The organism is Mesorhizobium sp. GbtcB19 (assembly GCF_019091085.1).
In the GTDB taxonomy this organism is placed as follows: Bacteria; Pseudomonadota; Alphaproteobacteria; order Rhizobiales; family Rhizobiaceae; genus Mesorhizobium.
The window spans coordinates 1-19,986 of record NZ_JAGXJY010000012.1 but is presented as its reverse complement, the minus strand read 5'-3'; the positions used below and the strand labels follow the sequence as shown (position 1 = coordinate 19,986).

Annotated in this window: 23 protein-coding genes; 10 read left to right on the top strand and 13 right to left on the bottom strand. The window is 63.6% G+C overall.

Features of this window, described 5'->3' with window-relative positions:
• Positions 1-47: 47 nt before the first annotated feature.
• The 3 genes from KVT37_RS20090 to KVT37_RS20080 all read right to left on the bottom strand — a co-directional run bounded on the left by KVT37_RS20090 (position 48) and on the right by KVT37_RS20080 (position 2,075).
• Complete coding sequence (locus KVT37_RS20090; protein ID WP_254634149.1) at positions 48-524, bottom strand: fasciclin domain-containing protein; 477 nt, start codon at positions 522-524, stop codon at positions 48-50.
• Positions 525-816: 292 nt separating this feature from the next.
• The gene (locus tag KVT37_RS20085) at positions 817-1,539 is read right to left on the bottom strand and encodes an anti-sigma factor (RefSeq protein WP_217576510.1); all 723 of its coding nucleotides are present in this window, start codon (positions 1,537-1,539) and stop codon (positions 817-819) included.
• Positions 1,536-2,075 carry a sigma-70 family RNA polymerase sigma factor gene (locus KVT37_RS20080; RefSeq protein WP_217576241.1) on the bottom strand — a complete coding sequence of 180 codons (540 nt, stop codon included), beginning with the start codon at positions 2,073-2,075 and terminating at the stop codon, positions 1,536-1,538. The genes KVT37_RS20085 and KVT37_RS20080 overlap by 4 nt, the downstream gene beginning before the upstream one ends.
• Positions 2,076-2,297: 222 nt before the next feature.
• On the opposite strand from KVT37_RS20080, the gene KVT37_RS20075 reads away from it, so the two are divergent.
• Together KVT37_RS20075 and argB are read left to right on the top strand one after the other, a co-directional pair.
• Entirely contained in the window at positions 2,298-3,794 is a 1,497-nt protein-coding gene (locus KVT37_RS20075) for an amidase (protein ID WP_217576239.1), read from the top strand.
• Between the two features lie 405 nt (positions 3,795-4,199).
• Positions 4,200-5,093 carry an acetylglutamate kinase gene (gene argB, locus KVT37_RS20070; RefSeq protein ID WP_217576237.1) on the top strand — a complete coding sequence of 298 codons (894 nt, stop codon included), beginning with the start codon at positions 4,200-4,202 and terminating at the stop codon, positions 5,091-5,093.
• 43 nt (positions 5,094-5,136) lie between these two features.
• On the opposite strand, the gene bchE is transcribed toward argB, so the two are convergent.
• Both bchE and KVT37_RS20060 read right to left on the bottom strand, forming a co-directional pair.
• Complete coding sequence (gene bchE, locus KVT37_RS20065; RefSeq protein ID WP_217576235.1) at positions 5,137-6,690, bottom strand: magnesium-protoporphyrin IX monomethyl ester anaerobic oxidative cyclase; 1,554 nt, start codon at positions 6,688-6,690, stop codon at positions 5,137-5,139.
• A 151-nt stretch (positions 6,691-6,841) separates the two neighbouring features.
• Entirely contained in the window at positions 6,842-7,318 is a 477-nt protein-coding gene (locus KVT37_RS20060; protein ID WP_040984916.1) for an Lrp/AsnC family transcriptional regulator, read from the bottom strand.
• A gap of 139 nt (positions 7,319-7,457) precedes the next feature.
• On the opposite strand from KVT37_RS20060, the gene phhA reads away from it, so the two are divergent.
• Positions 7,458-8,291, top strand: coding sequence for a phenylalanine 4-monooxygenase (gene phhA / locus KVT37_RS20055; protein ID WP_217576233.1), 834 nt, complete (start codon positions 7,458-7,460; stop codon positions 8,289-8,291).
• 466 nt (positions 8,292-8,757) lie between these two features.
• On the opposite strand, the gene KVT37_RS20050 is transcribed toward phhA, so the two are convergent.
• Positions 8,758-9,246 (bottom strand): MarR family winged helix-turn-helix transcriptional regulator, encoded by a 489-nt coding sequence (locus KVT37_RS20050; protein WP_217576231.1) that lies wholly within the window; start codon positions 9,244-9,246, stop codon positions 8,758-8,760.
• Positions 9,247-9,347: 101 nt separating this feature from the next.
• Here KVT37_RS20050 and KVT37_RS20045 point away from each other — a divergent pair, with 101 nt between their 5' ends.
• Complete coding sequence (locus KVT37_RS20045) at positions 9,348-9,515, top strand: hypothetical protein (protein ID WP_217576229.1); 168 nt, start codon at positions 9,348-9,350, stop codon at positions 9,513-9,515.
• Positions 9,516-9,598: 83 nt separating this feature from the next.
• On the opposite strand, the gene KVT37_RS20040 is transcribed toward KVT37_RS20045, so the two are convergent.
• The 3 genes from KVT37_RS20040 to KVT37_RS20030 form a co-directional block, all read right to left on the bottom strand.
• Positions 9,599-11,038 carry a GMC oxidoreductase gene (locus KVT37_RS20040; protein WP_217576227.1) on the bottom strand — a complete coding sequence of 480 codons (1,440 nt, stop codon included), beginning with the start codon at positions 11,036-11,038 and terminating at the stop codon, positions 9,599-9,601.
• A complete protein-coding gene (locus KVT37_RS20035) occupies positions 11,035-11,181 on the bottom strand; it encodes a hypothetical protein (RefSeq protein ID WP_217576543.1) in 147 nt (48 codons plus the stop codon). Before KVT37_RS20035 ends, KVT37_RS20040 begins: the two co-directional genes overlap by 4 nt.
• A 185-nt stretch (positions 11,182-11,366) precedes the next feature.
• Entirely contained in the window at positions 11,367-12,128 is a 762-nt protein-coding gene (locus KVT37_RS20030) for a GGDEF domain-containing protein (protein WP_217576225.1), read from the bottom strand.
• Positions 12,129-12,278: 150 nt separating this feature from the next.
• On the opposite strand from KVT37_RS20030, the gene KVT37_RS20025 reads away from it, so the two are divergent.
• Complete coding sequence (locus tag KVT37_RS20025; RefSeq protein WP_127226836.1) at positions 12,279-12,986, top strand: pyrimidine 5'-nucleotidase; 708 nt, start codon at positions 12,279-12,281, stop codon at positions 12,984-12,986.
• A gap of 338 nt (positions 12,987-13,324) precedes the next feature.
• On the opposite strand, the gene KVT37_RS20020 is transcribed toward KVT37_RS20025, so the two are convergent.
• The 3 genes from KVT37_RS20020 to KVT37_RS20010 all read right to left on the bottom strand — a co-directional run bounded on the left by KVT37_RS20020 (position 13,325) and on the right by KVT37_RS20010 (position 14,857).
• Complete coding sequence (locus KVT37_RS20020) at positions 13,325-13,792, bottom strand: hypothetical protein (protein ID WP_217576223.1); 468 nt, start codon at positions 13,790-13,792, stop codon at positions 13,325-13,327.
• Complete coding sequence (locus KVT37_RS20015; protein ID WP_217576221.1) at positions 13,792-14,244, bottom strand: hypothetical protein; 453 nt, start codon at positions 14,242-14,244, stop codon at positions 13,792-13,794. Before KVT37_RS20015 ends, KVT37_RS20020 begins: the two co-directional genes overlap by 1 nt.
• 196 nt (positions 14,245-14,440) lie before the next feature.
• Positions 14,441-14,857 carry a hypothetical protein gene (locus KVT37_RS20010; protein ID WP_217576219.1) on the bottom strand — a complete coding sequence of 139 codons (417 nt, stop codon included), beginning with the start codon at positions 14,855-14,857 and terminating at the stop codon, positions 14,441-14,443.
• Between the two features lie 294 nt (positions 14,858-15,151).
• On the opposite strand from KVT37_RS20010, the gene KVT37_RS20005 reads away from it, so the two are divergent.
• Positions 15,152-15,814: a sensor histidine kinase gene (locus KVT37_RS20005; RefSeq protein ID WP_254634148.1), complete on the top strand. Its 663-nt coding sequence runs from the start codon at positions 15,152-15,154 to the stop codon at positions 15,812-15,814.
• A 299-nt stretch (positions 15,815-16,113) separates the two neighbouring features.
• Entirely contained in the window at positions 16,114-16,737 is a 624-nt protein-coding gene (locus KVT37_RS33945; protein WP_308642670.1) for a response regulator transcription factor, read from the top strand.
• A gap of 128 nt (positions 16,738-16,865) precedes the next feature.
• On the opposite strand, the gene KVT37_RS19995 is transcribed toward KVT37_RS33945, so the two are convergent.
• The gene (locus KVT37_RS19995) at positions 16,866-17,705 is read right to left on the bottom strand and encodes an LOG family protein (protein ID WP_217576215.1); all 840 of its coding nucleotides are present in this window, start codon (positions 17,703-17,705) and stop codon (positions 16,866-16,868) included.
• A 144-nt stretch (positions 17,706-17,849) separates the two neighbouring features.
• On the opposite strand from KVT37_RS19995, the gene dapD reads away from it, so the two are divergent.
• The 3 genes from dapD (at position 17,850) to KVT37_RS19980 (ending at position 19,913) form a co-directional block, all read left to right on the top strand.
• Positions 17,850-18,704 (top strand): 2,3,4,5-tetrahydropyridine-2,6-dicarboxylate N-succinyltransferase, encoded by an 855-nt coding sequence (gene dapD, locus KVT37_RS19990; RefSeq protein WP_217576213.1) that lies wholly within the window; start codon positions 17,850-17,852, stop codon positions 18,702-18,704.
• A gap of 128 nt (positions 18,705-18,832) precedes the next feature.
• Positions 18,833-19,204, top strand: coding sequence for a DUF805 domain-containing protein (locus KVT37_RS19985; RefSeq protein ID WP_217576211.1), 372 nt, complete (start codon positions 18,833-18,835; stop codon positions 19,202-19,204).
• 7 nt (positions 19,205-19,211) lie between these two features.
• Positions 19,212-19,913, top strand: coding sequence for a hypothetical protein (locus KVT37_RS19980; protein WP_217576209.1), 702 nt, complete (start codon positions 19,212-19,214; stop codon positions 19,911-19,913).
• Positions 19,914-19,986: the final 73 nt, after the last annotated feature.

The following is a 19,986-nucleotide window of genomic DNA, read 5'->3' as shown; positions in this document are numbered from 1 at the left end:
GTTGCGGCCGGCGCTCAGCCATGTCTTCGCCGGCCAGGCCCGCTTTGTTACATCTTCGGCAAGAGAACCTTGTCGATGACGTGGATGACGCCGTTCGACTGGCGGACATCGGCGATGGTGACGTGGGCGACATTGCCGTTCTCGTCGGTGACGGTGACCTTGCCTTTCTCCGACTTCAGCGTCAGCGCGCAGCCGCCGACCGTCTTGACCTGGTGCGCGCCGCCATCGGCCTTGGCCATCTTGGCGACATCGGCGGCCAGCGCCTTGGCGGCGATGACATGGCAGGTCAGCACCTTGGTCAGCTTGTCCTTGTTCTCGGGCTTGAGCAGCGTGTCGACCGTGCCGGGGGGCAGTGCGGCAAACGCTTCATTGGTCGGCGCGAAGACAGTAAACGGACCGGCGCCCTGCAGCGTGTCGACCAAGCCGGCGGCCTTGACGGCGGCGACCAGCGTGGTGTGGTCCTTAGAATTGACGGCGTTCTCGATGATGTTCTTCTTGGCATACATCGGCGCGCCGCCGACCATCGGATTGGCATAGGCAACGGCACCGATCACGGAAAGGCCGAGCGTAGAGGCAAGCAAAAGGGTGGCGAGTTTACGCATTGTGTCAGTCTCCTCGGGTTGTTTTTCCCGTCCTTGGGAACGCGAGAAGATACGGAGGTGCCGGAACGTTAGTTTCACCGCCGTTGCGAATTTTTTCTTCGTTCGATTTATTTCGTTCGCGCCACTGATGGCAACAGCAGACTGCTCCTTTCGGTGACAACCGAAAGATCCACTTCAGTTAGTCTTTATGATTTTGACTCTGCCGAAGCGTCGATCAGATGCCCTTCAGGTCACCCGCGGCGACGACGGGGCCGGTGGGCTGGCCGGTCGGAGAACCGCCCGAAGGCTCGAGGCTGACGGCGAGCACGGCGCCCTGCGCGAGCTTCTGCTGGACAGCCGGCGTAACGGCCATGCGCGCGGTCTGGCCGGCCGGGATAACGCCCATCGAGACCGGCGCGTTCTTGCCCTCGATCATCCACAGCTCGAAGTCCTTGCCGGCGCCACGCTCGCCGGAGACCAGCGACAGGCCGACCTCATGGCGGGCGGCGTCATAGACGGCGAGGTATTTGACGGGGCTGTTGTCGGCGGCCAGCGAGGCGACCAGCCTGGTCTGAGGCTGCGTGACCGGTGGATTGACGAAAGGCAGGGCGACATAGACCGCCAAAGCGGCAATGGCCGCGGCGGCGAGGCCGCGCCAGAAGGCAAGGTTCGTCCACAGGCTGGCACCGGGCGCCGGGGATGTGGAAGCGGTCGACGCGAACAGGCGGCGGTCGATCGCCACCTTGACCGAAGCCTGCGGCTCGACCGCGGCATAGGCGGCGGCTATCGGCGCGAAGTGGACCTCCCAGGCATCGACCAGGCGGGCGAACGCCGTCTCGGTATCGATGCGACGGGACGCGATCTGGCGTTCGTCGGCTGGCAGAACGCCGAGAACGTATTCGGCGGCGAGCAGGTCGTCGCCTCCACGTTCCGGTCCGTTGTCTTCCGCCAGCGTCATCTTTCCAGGCATTCTCTCAGTTTCAGCAGGCTTCGCCGCAGCCAAGTCCGCATCGTGTTCAACGGAACCTTGAAGCGCTCCGCCAGTTCGGCATAGCTTTCGCCGCTCAAATAGGCGCCCCGGACGGCCGCCGCCCGGTCTTTCTCCAGTTCGTCGAGACAATGGTAGATGCGTTCGGTCTCGCCGCCCGCAACAGCCATGGCCTCGGGTCCAGGCGTCGGGTCAGCGACGTCGAGGGCCGTATCGATGTTGGCAGAAGGACTGCGCCGCGCCCGGATGCGATCGATCGCATGGTTGCGCGCAATGGCCACCAGCCAGGAGATCGGGCTCAGATCGGAAACCGCGAAACGATCCGCCTTCGTCCAAATCTTGACGAAGACCTCCTGCAGCGCCTCTTCCGCATCACCCCTGTCGTTCAAGACACGAAGGCAAACGCCGAAAAGTTTCGCGCTGGTCTGCCTGTAGAGCAGATCGAACGCAGCCCGGTCCTTCATCGAAGTCCGGACGATCAGCTTGCTGATGTCCTGCGGCGCCATAGCGGCAAATTAGAAGATTGCAATTTATTTGCAACGGGTCCCCGGCTCGCTCCGCATTGGGTCGTTGCCAAGCAAATCGGGCGCCGCCCGAGCGTTTCACCGTTTCACGCAAACGGCGAGCCGCTCTATCTCCCTACTCCTTGTCTTGACGCAATTGCGGACGGAAAACCGCTCACACTTTTCCTGGAATTGCTCTAGCCTTTCCGAAAATCGGGGATGCGGATGTCGATCGAGCGCGTGCTTTGGGAACAGGATGCGACGGGGCTTGGCGAGCTCGTGCATCGGGGCGAAATCGCGCCGCAGGAGCTGGTCGACGCGGCGATCGCGCGCGCCGAGGCGACGCGGCCCGACATCAACGCCATCGCCACGCCGCTTTACGACGCCGCGCGAACGCGGGCCAAGACCGTCGACCGCACGCTGCCGCTGGCCGGCGTACCGTTCGCACTCAAGGATCTCGGCATCGGCCTCAAGGGCGTACCGATCCATGGCGGCAGTCGCATCCCGCCTTTCACCGCCGATTTCAACTCGGTGATGGTCGAGCGCCATCTCGCCGCCGGCCTGATCCCGATCGCCACCAGCACCTCGCCCGAGCACGGGCTCAGGCTGATGACGGAGTCGGCCCGCTTCGGCATCACCCGCAACCCCTGGAACACAGGCCACACCACTGGCGGCTCGTCGGGCGGCGCCGCGGCGCTGGTGGCGGCCGGCGTGGTGCCGGCGGCGCACGCCTCCGACGGCGGCGGCTCGATCAGGGTGCCCTCGGCCTGCAGCGGGCTGGTGGGCTTGAAGACCTCGCGCGGCCGCGTGCCGCTGACGCCGCTGACCAGCGAAAGCTGGTACGGCATGGTGGTCGACCACGCCGTCAGCCGTTCGGTGCGCGACACCGCGCTTCTGCTCGACCTGACGCACGGCGCCGACCCGCTCTCACCGTATGCGGCGCGCGCGCCGAAAGGCTTCTTCGCGGTGGCGGCGGCGCGCGACCCGGGCAAGCTCAGCCTCGCCGTCTACCGCAAGTCGCCGCTCGGCCTGCCGATATCCGCGGAGACGATTGCGGCGCTCGACACCGCGGTGGCGCTGGCGCGCGAGGGCGGACATACGGTGGAGGAAATCGACCTGCCTTTCATCGGCCGCGACTTCATCGCCGATTTCTGCAAGACGGTGGCCGCGGCGGTCGCCGGCACGATGCGGTCGGAGGCACGGCGCGTCGGCCGCCCGGTAATCGGCGAGGTTGAGCGCGCCACCCGCGTGCTCGGCCGCCTCGGCGAAATGCTGTCCGCCGGCGAAGTCTATGACGGCGTGCAGCGTCTCAACGCCACGGCAAGGCGGTTGATCGAGGAGACCGCGCGTTACGATGCCGTGCTGATGCCGATCATCGCGCATCCGCCTCTGGCCTGCGGTTCGATGGACCCCAAGGGCGCCGACGAATTCATCGAGAACCTGCTCGACAAATTGCGTCTCACCGGACTGCTCAAGATCAAGTCGTTCTTCGGCCAGCTGATGGACAAGAGCCTGTGGTTCACCCACTGGCCAGCGATCCAGAATGTCAGCGGCCAGCCGTCGATCGCGCTGCCGGTGCATGTTACCGCCGACGGCCTACCGCTCGGCATTCAGGCCGCGGGCCGGCCGGGCGACGAGGAGACGCTGTTGTCCTTGGCCGCGCAGATGGAGAAACTCTCGGGTTGGCTGAAGCGGCGCGCGCCGCTCAAGGTGCCGGCTTAATCACATAGGGCGTTCCCTCTCTCCGTCTCGGCTTCGCCGAGCTATCTGGCGCGACTGATCGGCGGAAGGCTTGATTGCCAGGTGGTTCCCCCAATCCGTCGCTGCTTCGCAGCGCCACCTTTCCCCCCTCCGGAGGGAAAGGAAGGGAGCCTTGCTGGACGAGCGCTGACGGCAAAAAGCTTGGCGCCTTTCCTCTCCCCCGTCGATCGGGGGAGAGGTGGCTCGGCGAAGCCGAGACGGAGTGGGGGTCGACCAGCGCTACATTAGACAATGCATGCGCCAAGCTGCCATGCACGCTATCGCCAAAGACCACGCACAATTTCATCTTTGTGACCGCAAAGCTGTTTGCGGCCTGCGGCAATTCCCGCTATGAGGCCGCCATTCAAGCTAGCCAGGATCACACCGATGACGGACGTCGCCGCCAACGCCGAAATGCAGGCCGCGCTGCTCTCGCGCGCGCTGCCTTACATGCAGCGCTACGAGAACAAGACGGTGGTGGTGAAATATGGCGGCCACGCCATGGGCGACCATGAGCTCGGCAAGGCGTTCGCCCGCGACATCGCGCTTTTGAAACAGTCGGGGGTCAACCCGATCGTCGTGCATGGCGGCGGGCCGCAGATCGGCGCGATGCTTTCCAAGATGGGCATCGAATCCAAATTCGAGGGCGGCTTGCGCGTCACCGACCAGAAGACGGTCGAGATCGTCGAGATGGTGCTGGCCGGCTCGATCAACAAGGAGATCGTGGCGCTGATCAACGCCGAGGGCGAATGGGCGATCGGGCTCTGCGGCAAGGACGGCAACATGGTGTTCGCCGAAAAGGCGCGCAAGACCATGCTCGACCCGGACTCCAACATCGAACGGGTGCTGGATCTCGGCTTCGTCGGCGAGCCGGTCGAGGTCGACCGCACGCTGCTCGACCTTCTGGCGCGCTCGGAGATGATCCCGGTGTTGGCGCCTGTGGCGCCCGGCCGCGACGGCCACACCTACAACATCAACGCCGACACGTTTGCCGGCGCCATCGCCGGTGCCTGCCGCGCCTCGCGCCTCTTGTTCCTCACCGACGTGCCGGGCGTGCTCGACAAGAACAAGAAGCTGATCGACGAGCTGACGGTCGCCGAGGCCAAGGCGCTGATCAAGGACGGCACGGTGTCGGGCGGCATGATCCCGAAGGTCGAGACCTGCATCGAGGCGATCGAGCGCGGCGTCGAAGGCGTCGTCATCCTCAACGGCAAGACGCCGCATTCGGTGCTGCTCGAGCTCTTCACCGAGCATGGCGCCGGCACGCTGATCGTTCCGTAAGGAAGAGCGGGCAAGTTCGCCGCTTGACCGTGAGCTGCCGTAATCAGCCGGCTAATCTTCTCTGATCTTCGATGACAGGCACGACCGGTTTTCCGGCCGGCCGCCTGACGATCATCGATTCCTCCTCGGCGTCCTGCGGCGCGCCCCAGAAATCGGCGAGCGTCGGGCCGTCCGTGACGCGGCGGTCGCGGGCCAGAAACCCCCAGACTTCGCGGAACCAGACGCGGCGGCCCATCCTGGTGTACCAGCGCATCGAATGGCGCTGCTCGGGATCGGGGTGGAAGAGAATCCGCGCCAGCGCCTTCGGGCGCGACTGCACCGCGACCTCGATCAGCTTGACGGCGAAGAACAGCTTCCATGGCTTCAGCCGGGTCATTTGCAGCACCTGGTGTTTGTAGTCCCAGAGGCGCACGTCCTTCTGGATCACCTTGCGGTCGCTGGCGATGCGGAAGAACGGCGTCCAGCGATGCGGCGTGACATAGAGCGCCTGGATCTGGTCGGGATCATAGGCAATGAGCTGGCGGAAGCCGCGCCAGAGATCGCGCAAGGTTTCGTCCTCGAAGCCGGCAACCCAGGTCGCCATCGACAGGATGCCGTGCCGGCGCAGCAGCCGGATCGCCTCACGGTCGGACTTGGTGCTGCCGCCCTTGCGGATCAGCGACAGCGTTTCCTCGTCGGTATTCTCCATGCCGAGCAGCCAGCGAATGACGCCTGCCTTGCGGTAGAGATGCAGGCTGTCGGCGTCGCGCACGATGTCGTCGGCGCGGGTCGAGCCGACGATCAGCACCGGCACGTTCTCGGCAATCATGGCGTCGAGAAAGGCGCGCCAGGCCTTCTTCGAGGAGGTCGGGTTCTCGTCCGCCAGGTTGATCAGCTCGACGCCATGCTCGCGATGCAGCCAGGCGATTTCCTTGGCGAATTTCACCGGGTCGCGATGCCGCCAGCGGGTCCAGAACCCACGCTGGCCGCAATAGTTGCACAGATGCGGACAGCCGCGCGAGAACTGCATGACCACCGCCCGCTTGCCGCCCCAATAGGAGTAGCGGCGATGATCGATCAGTTCCCAGCCGACGCGCCAGGCGTCGAGATCGGCAATGGTCATGGCAGCTTGCGTGGCGACGGGACGGCCAAGGTCGTCGCGATAGGCGATGCCGGCGACGCTTGCCACCGGCTGGCGCATTTCGATCGCCTCGACCAACGCCGTCGCGGTCGCCTCGCCCTCGCCGCGCACGATGAAGTCGAAGACGTCGGTCGCGGCCAGGATGTCGCGCCAGTGATAGGTCGGGAAGACGCCGCCATAAATGACGATGACGCCCGGCGCGCGCGCCTTGATCATCTCGGCGATGCGCAAGGCCGTCGGATGCGCCGAGGTCGAGCCGGAATGGCCGATCAGGACGAAGTCCGGATCGTCGCGCAGAGCATCGCCGACCAGCTCGCCAAGCGGCATCGGCCCGAACTCGGCATCGACAAGGCACACCTGATGGCCGGAATCGATCAGCGGGCCGCCGATCGCCAACAGGCCGAGCGGCGGCAAGTGGTCGTCGGGCACGCGGCTGCCGATGGCCGTGTGCGGCGGATTGATCAGCACGATGTTCAAGGCGGACCTCCATATTGGTCCGCTTGTGCTAGTTGCCGATGTCGAAGCCGCCTTGGCGCGGTTCAGCAGTTTCCCCGCAGCTTTTCGGGAGAAGTTTTGTTTTGAAGCAATTCCGGACGGAAAACCGCATCACACTTTTCCTGGAATTGCTTCAGCGCCGCAGATGGCTGAGCGGCACGTGGCCCGGCCCCTTGATGTTCTGCAACACCAGCTGGGTATGGACGTCGCGCACGCCGGGCAGCCGCATCAGCCGGTGCATGACGAAGGCGTTCAGATCGTCGACCGACGGCACCATGACATGCAGCAGGAAATCGTGGTCGCCGGTCATCGTCCAACAGGACGAGACCTCGTCCATGCGCTGGACGGCGGCGATGAAGCTTTCGGGCGAGCCGTCGCTGTGGCTGACCAGCCGCACCTGGATGAACACCTCGACGGTCAGGCCGACGGCGCGGCGGCTGAGCACGGCGGCAAAGCCCTTGATGATGCCGGTTTCCTGCAAGGCCTCGAAGCGGCGCGCGCAAGGGGTGGTCGACAGGCCGATCTCCTGCGCCAGCTCCGAAACGGGCTTGCGGCCATCGCGCTGCAGGATGTCGAGCATCTTTATCTCGAAATCGTCGAATTGAGGCATGTTTTCCCGATCTCTCGTTGATCGGAGTGATTTTACCTCAAAATCTGCCTGCGAGCTACAAACAAGGCTGATTTGCCTCATCAGCCGCCTCTAAACTCCGCGTCACGATCCACGGATCACGATCTTCGAGGAGGAAGCAATGACGATCAGCGTTGCCGATTACGCCGCCGAATGCGCGGCGCAGGGCCTTCGCGGCGACTATTCGGTGTGCCGCAGCGATTTCACCGTGGCGCAAGGTTACGGCTATTCGGCCGAGGAACAGGCGGTGTGGCGCACGCTGTGCGACCGCCAGACGAAACTGACCAGGAAGCTCGCGCATCGTTCTTATCTCGACGGCGTCGCGGCGCTCGGCCTGCTCGACAGGATTCCGGATTTCGACGCGGTTAGCGAAAAGCTCAGCAAGCTGACCGGCTGGGAGATCGTCGCCGTGCCGGGCCTGATCCCGGCCGGCCCGTTCTTCGATCATCTCGCCAACCGCCGCTTCCCGGTCACCAATTGGCTGCGGACGGAAAAGGAGCTCGACTACATCGTCGAGCCGGACATGTTCCATGATTTCTTCGGCCATGTGCCGATCCTGACCCAGCCGGTGTTCGCCGATTTCATGCAGATGTATGGCGAAAAGGCGGAGGATGTGATTGCGCTGGGCGGCGACGAGATGATCACCAGGCTCTACTGGTACAGCGCCGAATACGGCCTCATCCAGGAGCCTGGCCAGCCGCTGAAGGCCTTCGGCGCCGGGCTGATGTCGTCCTTCACCGAGTTGCAGTTCGCGGTCGAGAGCAAGGAGGCCCACCATGTGCCGTTCAAGCTCGAGACGGTGATGCGCACCGGCTATGAGATCGACAAGTTCCAGCGCGCCTATTTCGTGCTGCCGTCCTTCGATGCGCTGCGCGATGCTTTCGCCGGCGGCGATCTGGCCGGCATCGTCTCGCGGTTCAAGGGTCAGCCGGCGCTCGACCCGGCGACGGTCTGAGGTCGGTTTTCGCCCAACCGACGTGTCAGGGCGGTTCAGTTGCCGGTAGGCAGCTGGGCCGCTTTGCAGCTTTTGCGATTAGTTCTCCAGCACAGGGATTTTGACCGATTGGCTGTGTTTGCGCTGGCAGGTGGCATGCCTTGGAGATTGGCCGAAACGCCCACCCAGTCGTCATCCACGGGCGGAGCAAGGAGCGAAGCGACGCGCGCAGACCCGAGGATCCATTCCGTGACGCATGAGCGCTGCTGCGGTGCAGAATTCTGCTCCGCTGTGTTCTTCGGTCAAAGTCACGGAATGGATTCCAGGGTCTCCGCGACGCCGCTTCGCGGCTGCTCCGCCCTGGAATGACGAGGTTGGAAGGCTTCGGCCAATCCTCGGCGTTTGCGCTGATTTCACCGAAAGGAACGGTGAAAATTGTGCCCGTCGACAAACGGCAACCTTTCAACATCCTGTGCAGAACCTCTAGTTAAGCCTTGCCGGGCTCGGCCTTGATCCTGGCCAGTTGCTCGCTCTGCAGTTCCAGCGCCGCATTGATGAAGCGCAGCACGGTCGCGAGCTCCGCATCGCTGAAGCTCGCCACCACCTTCTCGCCCTCCCGTGCGATTGCACCGTAATAGCGCTCCGACAATTCCCTGGTCAGCTCGGTCGCCTCGATCACCACCTTGCGCCTGTCCTCCAGGCTCCGGGTCCGGGTGACGTAGCCGCGCGCCTCAAGCCGGTCGATCAGCGCCGTCACCGCCGCCGGCGTCAGCCCGGTCGCCGCCGCGACGGCGCCCGCCGATTGTGGCCCGGCATAGAGCAGGCCGAGGCAATGCCGTTCGGCCGCGATCAGCCCGAGCCGCGCCCCCACCGCCTCGTCATAGGCCTGCGTGGCGTCCTGCCAGCGCATGACGGCGAGGCCGACGTCCCGGGTCATCTCGTCACGTTTCGTGCTTGACGAATTTATTTCGATCATCTAACTATCAATCTGTCTAACATTAAGACGAGAATAGCAATATGCGACCGCGACTCCCGCAACGCAAGAGCCCTAAGCGGTCGCCAAAACGGAGACATGTAATGTTCGAGACCTCTACCCGCGCGTCGATGACCCCGGCCGAAGAATACAAATACGCCAAGCTGGCGATGGAATGGTATGGCTGGGGTTCGCCCATCGGCCTCGGCATCCTGCTGGTGGCGCTCGCCGCCGCGGCGGTTCTCGCGCGCATCGCCGTCTACGGGCTGTAGCGCGCTCGCAATTTCACCAAAAGGCGCGCCAAGGCGGCGCCGGTTGCCAATCCAGGCGCCGGCGCCGTCTGCTCTTCGTGCGTTCAGACGGCGATCACCTTGCCGAGATGCTCGCCCAGCCGGCAGGCGAGCGCGGTGATGGTGGTGGTCGGGTTGCACTGGCCCGACGTGCAGAACACCGAGGAGCCGCCGACATAGAGATTGTCCATGCCATGCACCTTGCAGTTGGCGTCGACGACGCTCTTCAACACATCGGTGCCCATGCGGGTGCCGCCCATATGGTGGTGGCCGGCCGTTTCCTCATTGGTCGGGTAATCGGCGCCATTGCTGATCCAGTCGTCGATGCGGACACGGCCGAGATTCTTCTGCGCCATGGTCGTGCCGAAGAGCCTCAAGCCCTCGAGCAGGGTGCGGCGCTCGAGCGGAGACTTCTTCCAGTGCAGTTCGATGCGCGGCACGCCTGCGTGGTCGACATCGGCCTTCGACAGCTCGATCTGGTTCGAGGCCAGCGGCGCCTGTTCCCAGGCGACATAAAGCTGGGCGGCGCAGCGCAGCTTCTGGTCAAGCTGGGACGACATCCACTCCGCCATGTTGGGCGCGGTGCAGGCGAGATCGGCGATCAGCTTCTTGACGTTCGGATAGGGCGACTCGATCAGGCGGATGCCGAAATTCATGATCTGCAGCCGCTCCATCGCCGCAAGCGTCGGCGAGAAGAAGGCTTCGTTCGAGCCGTCGACCTCGAACTCCGAGTAGTTGGCTAGGATGGCGTTGCCGCCCTCGAAGGTCGGATGCTCCATCCAGTAGCGGCCGAGCGCGGTGGCATTCGGCACCACGCCGCCATTCGAACGCTGGTTCGACCACAGAAGCAGCCGCGAGTTCTCCAGCCCGCCGGTGCAGGTGACGAAATAGTCGGCCGAGAGGGTACCGGCCTCCTGGCCGTTCGACCACAGCTTCGCGCCGGTGACGCGCTTGCCGTCGCCAATGAGCTCGGTCGCGTAGGTGTTGAGCACGACGGCGATGTTCTTGCTCTGGTCGAGCTCGTCGGCGAACTTCTCGCCGAAGCGCACCGCCGGGCTCTTGATCAGCTGCACCCAGCGTATGTCGTCCGAAACCGGGACATCGGGGCGGAAATCGGGAAGCTCGAGGATGTCGTGGACTTCCGCCAGATAGGGCTCGATGTCGGCGCGGCTGATCGGCCAGCCGGTGTCCGGCGCCCAGGCCTTGGGCTCGAAGTCCTGCTTGTCGAGCACGCGGCACCAGCCGGCCCAGTGGTTGGACGAGCCGCCCATGAAGCGCAGCCTGGTGATGTCGAGGTCGAAATAGAAATCGCCGACCGTCTTGCCGCGGTAGAAATCCTGCGACTCGTCGCTGAATTCGCGCGAGCCCGCCTCCAGCACGACGACCGGAATGCCGGCGGCGCCGAGCTTCCTGGCGATCGTCGTGCCGGCCGGGCCGGAGCCGAGGATGCAGGCCTTGGGTTTGAAGCCGGCCTGCTTATAGGCTTCGTAGCTGTCGAAGATCATGCCAGGTCGCTCCGCCGCAGGATCCAGCCATTGATCTCGACGATTTCGTCGGGCTCGGCCACGACCGGGCGGTTGCGGAACAGCGACAGCGCGGGCAGCGCGATCAGCGCCTGCACGATGGCGCGGCGGGACATTCTTTTCATGAAATTGCTCATGATACGTCTTTCGATAGGGGCCTCGATCCACGCATGCCGTTCCTGAACGGCACACATGCCACCCGGGAGGCCAATTCCGTGCCAAACCTAGGTGAAAACGACGTTACACCCGGAAGTTTAGCGCGGTTGAATATGGACATGGATAAGGCTTTCCTAACACCTGCAGCGAGGCTTCATGCCGCTTCCGGAAGTTCGCGGTCGAGGATCGAAAGGTTGCGGCCGCGGTTCTTCGCCTCGTACAGCCTGCGATCGGCGGCGCGCATCAAATCGGAAACGGTCGCGCTCTCGCCGCAGGTTATGCCGCCGATCGAGACGGTGAGCAGCACGGTGCGCTCGTCGACGGGGCGAAACCGGATCAGCTCGACCTCGCGGCGGATGCGTTCGGCGACATGCTTGGCTTCAACTTCGGTGGCGCCGACCAGGAAGGCCGCGAACTCCTCGCCGCCGATGCGGCCGAGCACGTCGCCGCCGCGAATGCCGCGCTCGATGGCGCCGGCGATCAACAGCAGCGCTTCGTCCCCGGTCAAATGACCGTAGCTGTCATTGATCCGCTTGAAGTGGTCGGCATCGATGATCAGCAGCGCGCCGCGATCGCTCTTGCGCCGCGAACCATCGAGCGCGGCAAAGAAGGTTTCGCGGTTGAGCATGCCGGTCATGTCGTCGCGGCTTGCCTTTTCCGACAGGCGCCTATGAGCGGCGGCCAGCTGCGCATGGGCGCGGGCCAGCTCGCGATGCGCATTCTGCAACCTGTCGCTCTGCCAGAAGCTGCTGGCGCTGGCGGCCCAGGCGAGCACGAGCGGGCAAACCGTCGACGCCAGCCAGACGCTGCGGCTCATCGGAAAGCCCATTGCCGGAACGACAATCAGTGTCAACAAAAGCGAGGCAGCGACCGAAGCGAACGCCACGGCAGCGGCCCTCAGAAATATGCGACTCATCACTTGCTCCCAACGGAAAGCTTCTGTGGCAGCAAGCGTTAAAGGCGACCTTTCCGAGACTTTTAAAATTTGAAGTGAGACGCCATTTTCACACTTCGTGACCCGTATAAGTTGTGGATAAGTCCAGCGCCGGCATGCCATAAGAAAGCCATGACAACGACACCCGATCCCGCCCGCTTTGCCCATGTCACGGACTGGGTGTTCGACCTCGACAACACGCTCTATCCGCATCACTCGAATCTGTTCGCGCAGATCGACGTCAAGATGACCGCCTATGTCGGCGAGCTGCTGACGCTTTCGCGCGACGAGGCGCGCAAGCTGCAGAAGGAGCTCTACCTGGAATACGGCACGACGCTGAACGGGCTGATGAAACGGCACGGCATCGATCCGGACGATTTTCTCGAGAAGGTGCACGACATCGATTATTCGAGGCTGGTGCCGGATCCGGTGCTGGGCGCGGCGATCCGCCAGCTTCCCGGGCGCAAATTCATCTTCACCAACGGCGACCGCAGGCATGCCGAGCGCACTGCGCGCCAGCTCGGCATATTGGAGCATTTCGACGCCATCTTCGACATCGTCGCGGCGGGGCTCAATCCCAAGCCGGAGCGCCAGACCTATGAGCGCTTTGCCGAATTGCACTCGGTGACCGGCCACAACGCGGTGATGTTCGAGGATCTGGCGCGCAATCTGGCCGTGCCGAAAACGCTCGGCATGACGACCGTTCTGGTGGTGCCGCGCAATTTCGAACCGACCTTTTCGGAGATCTGGGAACGCGACCCGGCAAACGAGGACGACGTCGATTTCGTCACCGACGATCTCGCCGGCTTCCTGACGGCGATCGTCGAAGTCGTGGCCTGAACTCTGCTTGCCTTGGCATGCCTTGGCGAATGGCCGAAACGCGCATCGCGATCGTCATCCACGGGCGGAGCAAGGAGCGAAGCGACGCGCGCAGACCCGAGGATCCATTCCGTGACCTCCGAGCGTTGCCGCGGTGCAGAATTCTTCTCCGCTGCACTCTTCGAGCAGGGTCACGGAATGGATTCCAGGGTCTGCGCGACGCCGCTTCGCGGCTGCTCCGCCCTGGAATGACGAGGTTCGGGCGGCCTTAGCCTATCCCCGGCGTTTGTGCGGACGTGGCCGGCGAAAAATCTAGGCTGCCGACGGGCCTGCGGTTTTTCAAATCCCTCGGTCGGCACCTAATCGAAATCCGGAATCGTGCCGGGCGGCAGTCCCAGCCGGCCATTCAGGTCCTTCAGAAACCGGCACCAGTCCGGGGCGCCGGCGGCGCCCTTGCCGTTGCCATTGCCGTCCGACGAATAGCCATTGCCGAAGCCGTTGCCGCAATTGGCGTTGCCGTTGAAGTTGCCGCCATTGAAATTGCCGCTGAAGCTCCCGGAATTGCCGTTGCCGTTGAAATTGCCACTATTGCCATTGCCGTTGAAATTGCCGGAATTCCCGTTGCCGTTGAAATTTCCGGTGTTGCCAAGGCCATTGGCGACTCCGGTACCGATCGGCAGGTCGGCAATCCTGACCAGGGTCGAGGCGTCGGCGACCAGCATCGCTGCAAGCAAAGTGGCGACCGCGAGGCCATTTCCGTCAAGCAGCCGCGCCGCCACCTGGCGCTTGCGAGACGGAGCGAACCCAGGTGGTTTCAGGCCGTTCATCAATGGTTTCCCTGACCGTTACGGTTGCCGTTGAAGGACCCGACATTGCCGTTGCCGTTGAACGAGCCGCCATTGAAGTTGCCGTTGCCGGAACCGATGTTGCCGTTGCCGTCATATTCGCCGGTGTTGCCGTTCCCGTTGAAGGCGCCGATATTGCCGTTGCCGCTGGTCGAGGAGGTGTTGGCGTTGCCATTGAACGCGCCGACATTGCCGGTGCCGCTGTTGAAGGCGCCGATATTGCCGCTGCCGCTGTTCTTGTAGCCGACATTGTCGCCCGCGAAGCCCAGCGGGTTCATGCTCCTGACGTTCGAACCGATATATTGGCCGTACTGGCCGGCGGTTTGCTGGACGCGGGACATGCTGAAGGCCTGGGTGCCGGTCGTGGTGTCGGCCCTGGCCGCGGTTGCGCTCAACAATGCCAGGCACAATGCCGCTAAGACACGCCGTTTCATATGCGAACTCCTTCCATGGCTCTTGCTTGAAAAGGGACTCTGCTCGGAAAGGGACTCTCTGTGCTCGGAAAGGACTGGGACCGCCGGCGACATGTCGCGATAGCCTTGCGCGGGGGACGGGCGCGTGGCTCGGCGGTCCCAGAGACGTCAGCGTCTTCCAGGTCGAAGCCTGGCGACGCTAGCGGTTTGGACGGCGCTAGTGGTTGGCGTTGCCGTTTCCGTTGCCGTTGCCGGCGCCCCAGTTGCCGTTGCCGTTGGCATTGCCGTTCCCGAGGCCGAAGTTGCCGTTGCCGTTCACGTTGCCGTTGCCGAGGCCGAAGTTGCCGTTGCCGTTGCCATTGCCGTTGGCGATGCCGGCATTGAAGTTGCCGTTGTAGTTGCCGTTGAAGGCACCCATGTTGGCATTGCCGTTGCCGTTGCCGTTGCCGATGCCGAAGTTGCCGTTGCCGTTGAAGTTGCCGTTGAAGGCGCCGGTATTGGCATTGCCGTTGCCGTTGCCGTTGCCGACGCCGACATTGCCGTTGCCATTGCCGTTACCGCTACCGATGGACACTGCGGATGCCGTGCCAGTCAGAGCCGCCAGGACAGCCGCGGCCAGGATGATCTTTCTCATGACGTTCTCCTTGTTTGCGTTGAGCTTCCCGGCCAGTTCGAGATGACCGGGAGGACGCAAAAAGGATGCACGCAGAAATAGCGCCGATACATTCGGGCTGATCGGCAGGCTCTGCCAGTTTTTCTGCTGATGCCCCTGTCAGGAAAATTCGAAGAGATCGGGAAAAATCTGACACGCCCAAACGCGTCTGGCGGGTGTATATTGCGCGGACATTCATGCCTTTTCTCGCCGACTCGCAGGTGGCTTGCGACCCCCGCGGCGGCAATGGGAAGAGAAGGGTTGATGTGGGTGGGTATGACTACGGGCAAGGACGACAAGGCCCTGCGCCGTCGGCTGGCGTGGCGTTTGATTGCCGTGCAGGAGGAGCAGCGCCTGCGCCTGTCGCGCGAGCTGCATGACGATCTGGGCCAGATGCTGGCCAGCGTCGCGCTCGAATTGCACATCGTTCGCGACGGCTCGCATGAGATGGACGCGCGTCTCGCGCGCGCCGCGATGCTTGTCGACCGGCTGAGTGCCAGGGTGCATGACGCCGCCTGGAGCCTTAGACCCGCGGATCTCGATCGTCTCGGCCTGCGCGCCTCGGTGGAGGACCTGGCCAGCGTGCTGTGCGGCCAGCTCGGCATTCAATGCGAGATGGATCTCGAAGCCCTGTCAAGCCCGTTGCCCGCCGAAGTCGCGCTGACGCTTTACCGGATTGCGCAGGAAGCTCTCACCAATATCGGCAAGCATGCCGCGCCGAGCCGCGTAAGCGTCACGGCGCATATTCAAGACGATCGCATGCGCCTGACGATCGAGGATGATGGCCGCGGCTTTGACAGCGGCGCCGAGCCCGGTCCCGGCCATCTGGGGCTTGCCGGAATGAGAGAGCGCCTTGCGCTGGTGGGTGGCAAATTGTCGGTTGAAACCGCCAAGGGAAAGGGGACCACCCTCTATGCCGATGCGCCGCTCGCCGGCTGATGGGACAGTTTCGTACGATCAATGTGATCAAGCCGGAAATGGCTTCTTCCGTAAACGTAAGGGTTACGTGAAGCGCCGCACATCCCGGACTTTAGTCCCGGCTTAAAGTCCGGGCATCATGGGTTAGGCGGGGGATGGCTTTACCCGCAGCAGCCGCCTCGCGGCTTGCCGAGACAGACGGGCGTCCCGCATGAGGCGGGGCAGTTGCCTAGACCATCAAGAACAAGAGGGCCGCTTCCTGGTGAAGGGCTCTTTCATCGACTGATGGAGGTTTTAAGGTGTGCTGCAGGCGAATATTTGTGGTCGATGACCACCCGATCATCCTGTCGGGGGTCGGCGCGATGATCAACAGCCAGGACGATCTGACGATCGTCGGGCTGGCCGGGAATGCCGACGACGCCCTCGAAGGGATCGGCAAGGCGCTGCCCGATGTCGCCGTGGTCGACATATCGCTCCCGGGCGTCAACGGGGTCACGCTGATCGAACGGCTCGGCGAGCGCTTTCCCGAGGTCAGCTGCATAGCGCTGACGGCGCATGAGGACCCGGGCTGCCTGCGTCAGGTGCTTGCGGCCGGCGGGCGCGGCTTCGTGGTCAAGCGGTCCACCGCAACGGATCTGCTGCAGGCCATACGCTGCGTGCTGGCCGGCGACAACTATGTCGATCCGGCGCTCGCGGCGCGCCTGCTCAGCCCGCGCAGCGCCCCGCAGGGCGATCCCGGCAATCTCAGCGAACGGGAGCGGTCGGTCATCCAGCTGGTGGCGCTCGGCTACAGCAACAAGGAAATCTCGTCTCGGCTCAACCTCAGCATAAAGACGATCGAGACCTACCGCACCAGGGCAACCGAGAAGCTCGAGTTGCGTTCACGGGCGGCCATCGTGCGCTTCGCGCACTCGAATGGCTGGCTGGTCGAGCTGCCGGTATAGCAGGCGGCAGCAGGCAGCCGACCGACTCTAGAGCGTTCCCCGTTTTCACGGAAACGGCGAACCGCTCTATCTCTTTGTTTTGACGCAATTCCTCGCGGAAAACCGCCCACACTTTTCCTGGAATTGCTCTAAAGCTTGTAGAAGCGGCGGATGATGTCCCAGGCTTCCTCGGCGGTGTCGACGAAATCGATGATGTCCTGATCGCCGGGCGAGATCGTGCCTTGCTCGGCGAGGAAATCGAGATCGATCGCCCTTTGCCAGAACGCCTTGCCGAACAGGATCACCGGCACGCGCTCCATGCGCCCCGTCTGGATCAGCGTCAGCGTCTCGAAGAACTCGTCCATGGTGCCGAAGCCGCCCGGAAACACCGCGACCGCCTTGGCGCGCATGACGAAATGCATCTTGCGGATGGCGAAATAGTGGAAGTTGAAGCAGAGCTCAGGCGTGACATAGGCGTTGGGCGCCTGCTCGTGCGGCAAAACGATGTTCAAGCCGATCGACGGCGCGCCGACATCGTCGGCGCCGCGATTGCCCGCTTCCATGACACCAGGGCCGCCGCCGGTGACGACGACGTATTCGCGGTAATAGGAGGTGGCCGACTGCAGCGAGCACAGACGGGCGAATTTGCGCGCCTCCTCGTAATATTTGCTGTTCGCCTCGAGGTTCTTCTTCTGCGTCTCGTTCTTCGCCGCCCAGGCCTCGCCGCCGGGTTCGGGCAGACGGGCGCCGCCGAACAGGATCACGGTGGAGCGGATGCCGCGTTCGGCCAGGATCATTTCCGGCTTCAGGAGCTCGAGCTGCAGCCGCACGGCGCGCAATTCGCGCCGCGTCATGAAATCGGGATCGTTCCAGGCCAGCCGGTAGGTTTCGGCGCGTGTCTGCGGGGTATCCGGCACGCTTTTCGAGCGCTCCAGGTCCTCATCCGAATGCGGCAGCGGGGTCCATCCCGCCTTTTCCATGGGAGTCATCGAATCCACCCGTCCAATTCCCTTACTTGCGCCGTCCCGTGACGCTGGCGCGATTGACCCTCATTAAGCCTTAACATAGGGTCCGCGCGACTTTTAAACAGGTTAAGGCGCAGCCCCTTAACAGCTTGGTAATGGAGCGAAATCATGTCGAAGCCCGATCTGGCGAGCCTCGAAAAGACCATCGAAAAGGCCTTCGAGGAGCGCGACACGATTTCGACCGCGACGCGCGGCGAGGCACGCGAGGCCATCCAGTCGGCGCTCGACCTGCTCGATCGCGGCGTCGCCCGCGTCGCCGAGCGGCAGGATGACGGCAAGTGGCACGTCAACCAGTGGCTGAAGAAGGCAGTGCTGCTCTCCTTCCGGCTGAACCCGATGGAGATCATCAAGGGCGGTCCCGGACAGGCGGTGTGGTGGGACAAGGTGCCGTCGAAGTTCGACGGCTGGAGCGCGGTCGACTTCGAGAAGGCCGGCTTCCGCGCCGTGCCGTCCTCCGTCGTGCGCCGCTCGGCCTATGTCGCGCCGGGCGCCGTGCTGATGCCGTCCTTCGTCAATGTCGGCGCCTATGTCGATTCGGGCACCATGGTCGACACCTGGGCCTCGGTCGGCTCCTGCGCCCAGATCGGCAAGAACGTGCATCTTTCCGGCGGCGTCGGCATCGGCGGCGTGCTGGAGCCGATGCAGGCCGGCCCGACCATCATCGAGGATAATTGCTTCATTGGCGCGCGCTCCGAAGTGGTCGAAGGCTGCATCGTGCGCGAAGGCTCGGTGCTCGGCATGGGCGTCTTCATCGGCCAGTCGACCAAGATCGTCGACCGCGCCACCGGCGAGGTTTTCTACGGCGAGGTACCGCCGAATTCCGTCGTCGTCGCCGGCTCGATGCCGGGCAAGAATTTCCCGAACAATGAGCCGGGTCCGAGCCTCTACTGCGCCGTGATCGTCAAGCGCGTCGACGCCAAGACCCGCTCCAAGACCTCGATCAACGAATTGCTGCGCGATTGATCCTGCCTAAAGCGCGTCGCGATCTTTCAGATTCGCTCCCTGCGCTTTAGGTTTTTGATCCTGCGCATGTCTTTGTCCCGAAACCGGTTCCCACTTTCGGGAGACATGCTTTGACGGAGCGGACGCGGTTGTCTGAAAGATCGCAATTCCTCTGGCTGTTCTTCAGTCTTTCGGGGCGGCTGAGCCCCGTCGCCTATGCGCTGGCCGGGGTTTTGCTGGTGCTTGTCCAGTTCTTTCCGTTCTACCAGTTCGCGCGGGTGGAGCTGAACACCACCGCCAGCCAGAACTGGGCCATGATATGCTGGGGGGTGCTGCTGATCTCGGCCTGGGCGACGTTCGCGGTGACGGCAAAGCGCTTCCATGATTTCGGCAAGCCGACCTATTTCGCGCTGATCTCGCTGGTGATCGGGCCCATCCTGCTCATCATCCTCTCCTGTTTCCGCAGCGATCCGGGACCGAATCGTTACGGCAGGCGCACCAACGCGCCGGGCGATTCGTGAGGCCGCCATGCGCTATCGCGCGCTCGACCCGCAACTGATCATCGAGACGGCCGAAAGGCTGGAGGGGCGGATCGGCGAGCGTTTTCCGGAAGCAGGCCTGCGCGGCGTCGCCGCCGAGCTGGTGTCGCTGTCGCGGGATCTGGCGAAGGCGGCCAAGGCGCTGGAGACGCCGATCTGGTGGCTGCGCGGCGTCATCATCGCCGCCTTCGCCGCCGGCGTGGCGGTGTTCCTGTTCGTCGGCACGATCCTGCCGCTCGACCGCATCTCCGGCGCCGACGACGCCGTGCAGTCGATGCAAGGCATCGAGGCGACGATCAACACCGTCATCCTGGCGGTGCTCGGACTGCTGGCGCTGGTCCGCACGGAGGAGCGGATCAAACGCAAGAAAGTGTTTCGGCAATTGCACGGGCTGCGCTCGCTGATCCACGTCATCGACATGCACCAGCTGACCAAGGACCCGGCGGCGTTGTCGGCCGACTTCAAGCCGACCGCGCATTCGCCGCAGCGCATCACCAACGCGGCCGACCTTGCGCGCTATCTGGACTATTGCTCGGAGATGCTGTCGATCACCGGCAAGATCGCGGCGCTGTTCGCACAATCGGTCAATGACGACGTCGTCATCGACGGGGTTAACGACATCGAGAATCTGAGCTCCAACCTGTCGCGCAAGATCTGGCAGAAGATCACGCTGATCGAGGACCGCCGCTAGGCTGTAGTGACAATTTAATTATTTGAGCCAGAGCATGATGGCAGCGAGCTTGACGAAGCCGAGGAAGTTTGCG